We start from the raw sequence: 5496 nt of genomic DNA, 5'->3' as shown, positions 1-5496 counted from the left end.
ATTATAAAGATGATAGGCAGCAAGATGCACTGAAAGAAAAGAACATGGTTAAGGCGCTTAAAATATTATTATTATTTGGAAAACTGCGTAAGAATTTTCTACATTTTCAATGCCGAATAAAAGGTGATGAGCAACAAATTGTTAATTTTATTACTGGTATAGAGCCAATGTTAGGAGATCATCTGTATTTAGAAAAACAAAACTACCCAGTTAATTTGGATGCTTCTGAGCGAACCGTTAAATTTAGTTTTCAAAGAGTTGTCGGTTCTAACAAAAAAAATGTTACTCCGCTGGTTATATTTAATTTAATGTTAAAAATGATGCAAGAAGATGAACTTTGGATTAAATAGCCTAAGCATCTTAAAGAGGGAAATTTAAAAACTTTAGCATCACAGTTTCGTCACTGAATTTTAGACAATAGTGTAAATTGGTAAATCGCTGAGCTAAAGTCTTGTAGTCCAAACTCGATATGACAGTTACCCATTTTATAATGTGTCTGTCAGGTTAAATTTGAACTAAATTATTCTCAGCCCAAATCCGCTTCCAATCAAATCATGATTCAAGTGGCGTGCGGCCACTGCTGAATCTAATTCACAGTACCTAAAACAGGTATCAACTTCGGTCCAGCCATTCTCGCTTTGCTAATGATCTCCACCAGTTCAGCATAAGTCAGTTCAAACTTATCCTCACTATCAAAAACATAAACCATGTTCTTGCCTTCATATTCAGCTGGAGTAGGTGGTACAAAACGTTTCGGGATAAGAAGCTGTGCGAGTTGTTCATCATTTAATTTAAATAAGTGCATGTTTTTATCCTATTCTTGGTAAGTCTGACCATTTGGTTAAATACGATGGTGATCTAAGGTTTTGATTCATGTGCCATGAGGCTTCTTGATTGTTGGCAATTCCCAATGTGACGAGATTCTTCCCAAACCTTTCACTGATGGCTTCGATTGCATCTGAAAGTTTTTCGCGTTCATGCCTATGTGAATAGTCCGTGAATAGATCGGGTACAAATTTGGATTTATCTGTGATTTCGAGCAGCACGATTCCCGCCTTTTTATACTTAAAACCCTTCTTAAATATCTGATCGATGCCTTTCATCGCAGCCTTGGTGATAAGCAATAAGTCGTCTGTATGTTCGTGCATTTGAACGATGATATAGGGTGCGTAACGCTCAGACTTATCAAAGCGACTGGTTTGGATATACACGCCGATCATCTTGCAGATTGAGCCATCTTCCCGCATTCGCTTTACGGCTCGAGCAACATAAAGCCGGACAGATGCTTTGATGTCATCAATTTCATAGACTAGGTTCCCATATGAACGACTGCTGATGATTTGCTTCTTCGCTACCGCATCATCACTCAGGTCAATACAAGAAAGGCCCTGTAGCTCAAGCACCGTCTTTTCCATCACGATACTGAACTGCTTTTTGATTTCTTTAGGATTGGCATTGATCAGATCTAGAACGGATTGAACACCCATGGCATTGAGCTTCTTACAGTTCTGCCTGCCAACGCCCCAAACTTCGGATACATCTACTTGTGCGAATAGCGTTTCTGTAGAGCATGGGTCCATATGGACCAGATTACAGACTCCATTGAAAAACTTGTTTTTCTTGGCGAGATGATTGGCAATCTTGGCTTCAGTTTTAGAGCGACCGATTCCAATGCAGCAGGGTAGTCCTAACCAACGCCAAGCTTTAGCCCTCATATCTTGCGCATATTCTGTCAGGTCAAATAAGTGCTCATACGTTGTGAGCTTTAGGAAGCATTCGTCAATTGAATAGACTTCTTGCTCTCCAGGTGCAACATAACTCCCGAGAAGCTCCATAAAGCGTCTAGACATTTCACCATACAGAGAGAAATTACTGGATAGCACCTGAATGTTATGTTGTTTGATCAAATCCTGAATCTGAAATACAGGAACCCCCATCTTTATACCTAAGTCTTTTGCTTCTTGGCTTCTTGCCACGGCACAGCCATCGTTGTTGCTGAGCACAATGGTTGGGCAATCATTTAGGGCAGGGTTAAACACACGTTCACACGAGACGTAGCAATTATTCACGTCAACTAACGCGAATATCTCATTTTCACTTTTCATTTTTATTCTTCTTTTTATGAACGGTGATGAATACGTTTTAAATTAAAAGTCACTACACCCCAAATAGATATTGTCTGACTGTCGTTGGGAATGATGTGATTGTATCTAGGATTCTCAGCTTTTAACCAAAGGTCTGGAAGAGGGTAGTCTTCATCTCCGAAAATCTCTTTGATTTCAGACTTAGACATCTTGCTTGTAATCATTAACCGCTTAATTGTCGAAGCACTATTATCAATTAATACAATTACGATATCGTAGTGCTTTGCTTCTATACTGCGATCAACAATGATCGGATCATTAATCTCAAAACCTGCATCAAGCATGGATTCACTGTCTACGTAAGCGATAAATGTAGAAATAGGGTTATGAATAAGGAATTCATTCAGATCGAGTGCTTTATCTTGTTCATCCTTGATACTAAATGCAGGACCAGCAGGAATGCGCTCTAAAGAGACTGGAATTGAGACTTTGGATTTGGGTAGTACTGCGGTTAACCCTAATTTCTCAACAAGTTCATTTTGAACAGCGATTTGCTCTAGAACTGTATTGATGGTAGGGCTTGGCTTACCCTCTGGACCCATGAGCTCTTGCAAAGATGACCATGCGTCATCAGAGAAGTAGATCGGCAACTTCTTAGACATGTGATACTCCTACGCTACAGTGGCGTGTTTGGAAGTAGAATTTGTCTAAATATGATATTACTAACAGGGATTAAAATTCAAATTTAAAAAGTTGTGGATAAACAAGGAGAAGTCAAAATAAGTCGTTTTGTTTCTGCTCATCGCGTGGAAAAGTGACGAATTCATCAAGCATGTGAAAGAAACCCCAACCTTGGCAATAGTTACCGACATAAAATACCTTAAATAACATAAATAGTATTTTAATAAACATTATATATAACAGATATATAGGGCTTTATTGCATAAATGATTTAAAGGCAAAGTTCTCCTAGGTGCCTCAAATTTAAGTGACAACTTGAGTATGAGGTCGGACTAATTCTGTAAATTTATTTAAAATAGCTATACGGGAATGTGCCTCATTGACTTGGCTTTGAAAGTTCCTAGCACTGAGTTTATCGCCTAATAATTTGATGCAATGCATCTTAGTTTCGACCAAACTTCGGTGATGATAGCCTGACCATTTTTTCCATAGTGTCCTGCCGAAACGTTTAACTGTTCGAAGTAATTCATTTCGTTCTCGCGAATGAACTTTGTTATCTTTCCAAGGCTTTGCATTTTTTCTGGGTGGAATCACGGCATACGCTTGCCGATCTGCAATGATCTGACGGCATTGTTTTGTGTCATAAGCCCCGTCTGTATAGAATGAATCAATCTGCTCATCTAATGGGATTTGATCAAGTAAATTTCCAAGAACTTGCGAATCACTGATATTATTTGTTGTCAGCTGAACTGCTCGTATTTGCAGGGTTTTAGCATCTATACCGATATGCAGTTTACGCCATTTCCGACGGTATTCAGGCTGATGTTTCTTACGCTTCTATTCTCCTTCACCTAAAAATTTTAAACCCGTAGAGTCGACGAGTAGGTGTAACCCATCACGACTTTTCTGATAGCTTATCGCAATATCAATATGCTTTTGTCGTCTACAGAGGGGGGAGTAATCTGGTGCTGTCCAATTCAAGCCACTGAGTTTAATCAGGCTTTGAGCAAAGCCAGTGACCATACGTAAAGAAAGACAGAATAGAGATTTGATCATTAAACAGCATTGAATCGCTGTATTGGAATAAGTTTGATTTCGTCCGTGCTTGCCTTGTGGTTGTGCATACCATTGGGTCTTTGGATCAAACCAGATTGAAATATTCCCTCGCTTGATTAAAGCTTGGTTATACGAGGACCAATTGGTTGTACGGTAGATTTTAGGTGCAGGCTTCTTCATCTGGAAATTATATTGCTGAAGAAGCCTTCAAGAATAGCTTTGTGCAACAAAGCCCATTTCACCTAATGATGTAAACACATTTCTCTAGTTTGCTTTTGAGCAAATTTAAGCGCTTTAGGATTATTTTTAATCGCAGCCTTTGTACACGACAAAAGAAGATAACTCATTGAAATAATGGCATAATACTTGTTTTCTGACGACTAATATAATGACACATTTCAATGAGTTACATCTCATCTTAAACAAATATCTAAAGTGGAACAAGTCACATGTAAAATGTTTTACACTGATTATGCTGGCATTAATTGTAAAACAGACATGTAATCTTTCTTCCGCATCTAAAGCCTTACCCATCAAGTGCTCACCACAATCATTTTATCGACGTGTACAACGTTTCTTTGCAGATCAGTATTTCGATTATCGTCAAATTTCTCAGTTAATTTTCAATATATTTTCATTCGATAAAGTCCAATTAACTTTGGATAGAACCAACTGGAAATGGGGAAAACGAGATATCAATATCTTGATGTTAGCCATCGTCTATCGTGGAATAGCGATACCTATTGTTTGGACATTGCTCAATAAACGTGGAAATTCAGATACAAAAGAGCGTATTGCTTTGATTCAACGCTTTATCTCCATTTTTGGTAAAAACCGTATTGTGAATGTGTTCGCAGACAGAGAGTTTATCGGTGAGAAATGGTTTACATGGTGAATTGAAAATGACATTAACTTCTGTATACGTGTTAAAAAAACTTTATTGTGACCAATCACTTAGCCAAGAATCATAAAATTAGTGATTTATTTCGTCATCTTCAAGTTGGTCAAACTGAATGTCGTAAACGACGTATTTGGGTTGGTCGAGTGAAACTGTATATTAGTGCGCTACGATTAGAAGATGGAGAACTTTTACTTGTTGTTTCTCCTATGTTTAATGCTTCTGCTATTCGTGATTATGCATTACGCTGGGAAATCGAAACCTTATTTAGTTGTCTCAAAGGACGTGGATTCAATCTTGAAAATAATCGTTTAACAGACCCTAGACGAGTCAAGAAATTGATAGCAGTACTAGCTATCGGTTTCTGTTGGTGCTATTTAACAGGTGAATGGCAACATGATCGAAAAAAAGCGATAAAAATAAAGAAGCATGGACGACTTTCAGTAAGTTTATTTCGATACGGTTTGGACTATGTTCAAATGGCTATTCTACGTTTGATTGGTTTTGGAAAAAAAGAAGAATTTAAGAAAGTGCTCGCAATTTTAAGGAAGAAAAAGCCTGATAGGACAAGGGCCCTATGAAATTTGTCGTGTACAGAGAATCGCAGCTAAACAAAACTCTACATTCTGTTTTTCGATATATTGTAGGAGCAATCCATTTTTACTCACTAATTCCAAATCACGCTCATAAGATGAATAATATAATCTGCGAAATTCTATATCACTAAGCCTAGTTCATTGCTATATTACACCATGAACCGTACCGGGTTTGTCGGAG

General features: G+C 37.9%; 3 protein-coding genes and 3 pseudogenes. 2 read left to right on the top strand and 4 right to left on the bottom strand.

What is annotated here, in order from left to right:
- Nucleotides 1-350 (top strand): annotated as a pseudogene (locus tag B4H32_RS03860) (site-specific integrase); the annotation flags it as partial.
- Between the two features lie 236 nt (nucleotides 351-586).
- Here B4H32_RS03860 and B4H32_RS03855 read toward each other — a convergent pair.
- The 4 genes and pseudogenes from B4H32_RS03855 to B4H32_RS03840 form a co-directional block, all read right to left on the bottom strand.
- A complete protein-coding gene (locus B4H32_RS03855; protein WP_126039454.1) occupies nucleotides 587-805 on the bottom strand; it encodes a hypothetical protein in 219 nt (72 codons plus the stop codon).
- Nucleotides 806-809: 4 nt separating this feature from the next.
- Nucleotides 810-2105 (bottom strand): Y-family DNA polymerase, encoded by a 1296-nt coding sequence (locus B4H32_RS03850; RefSeq protein WP_286800076.1) that lies wholly within the window; start codon nucleotides 2103-2105, stop codon nucleotides 810-812.
- 14 nt (nucleotides 2106-2119) lie between these two features.
- Complete coding sequence (locus B4H32_RS03845; protein ID WP_286800075.1) at nucleotides 2120-2746, bottom strand: LexA family protein; 627 nt, start codon at nucleotides 2744-2746, stop codon at nucleotides 2120-2122.
- 322 nt (nucleotides 2747-3068) lie between these two features.
- Nucleotides 3069-4001 (bottom strand): annotated as a pseudogene (locus B4H32_RS03840) (IS5 family transposase).
- Nucleotides 4002-4209: 208 nt separating this feature from the next.
- Here B4H32_RS03840 and B4H32_RS03835 point away from each other — a divergent pair.
- Nucleotides 4210-5300 (top strand): annotated as a pseudogene (locus B4H32_RS03835) (IS4 family transposase).
- The last annotated feature ends 196 nt before the right edge of the window (nucleotides 5301-5496 follow it).

This window comes from Acinetobacter sp. UBA2063, from assembly GCF_002333245.1.
GTDB classification, from domain to species: domain Bacteria; phylum Pseudomonadota; class Gammaproteobacteria; order Pseudomonadales; family Moraxellaceae; genus Acinetobacter; species Acinetobacter parvus.
Note: the sequence above shows the minus strand (reverse complement) of the source record. Positions and strands in the feature narration are given on the sequence as shown.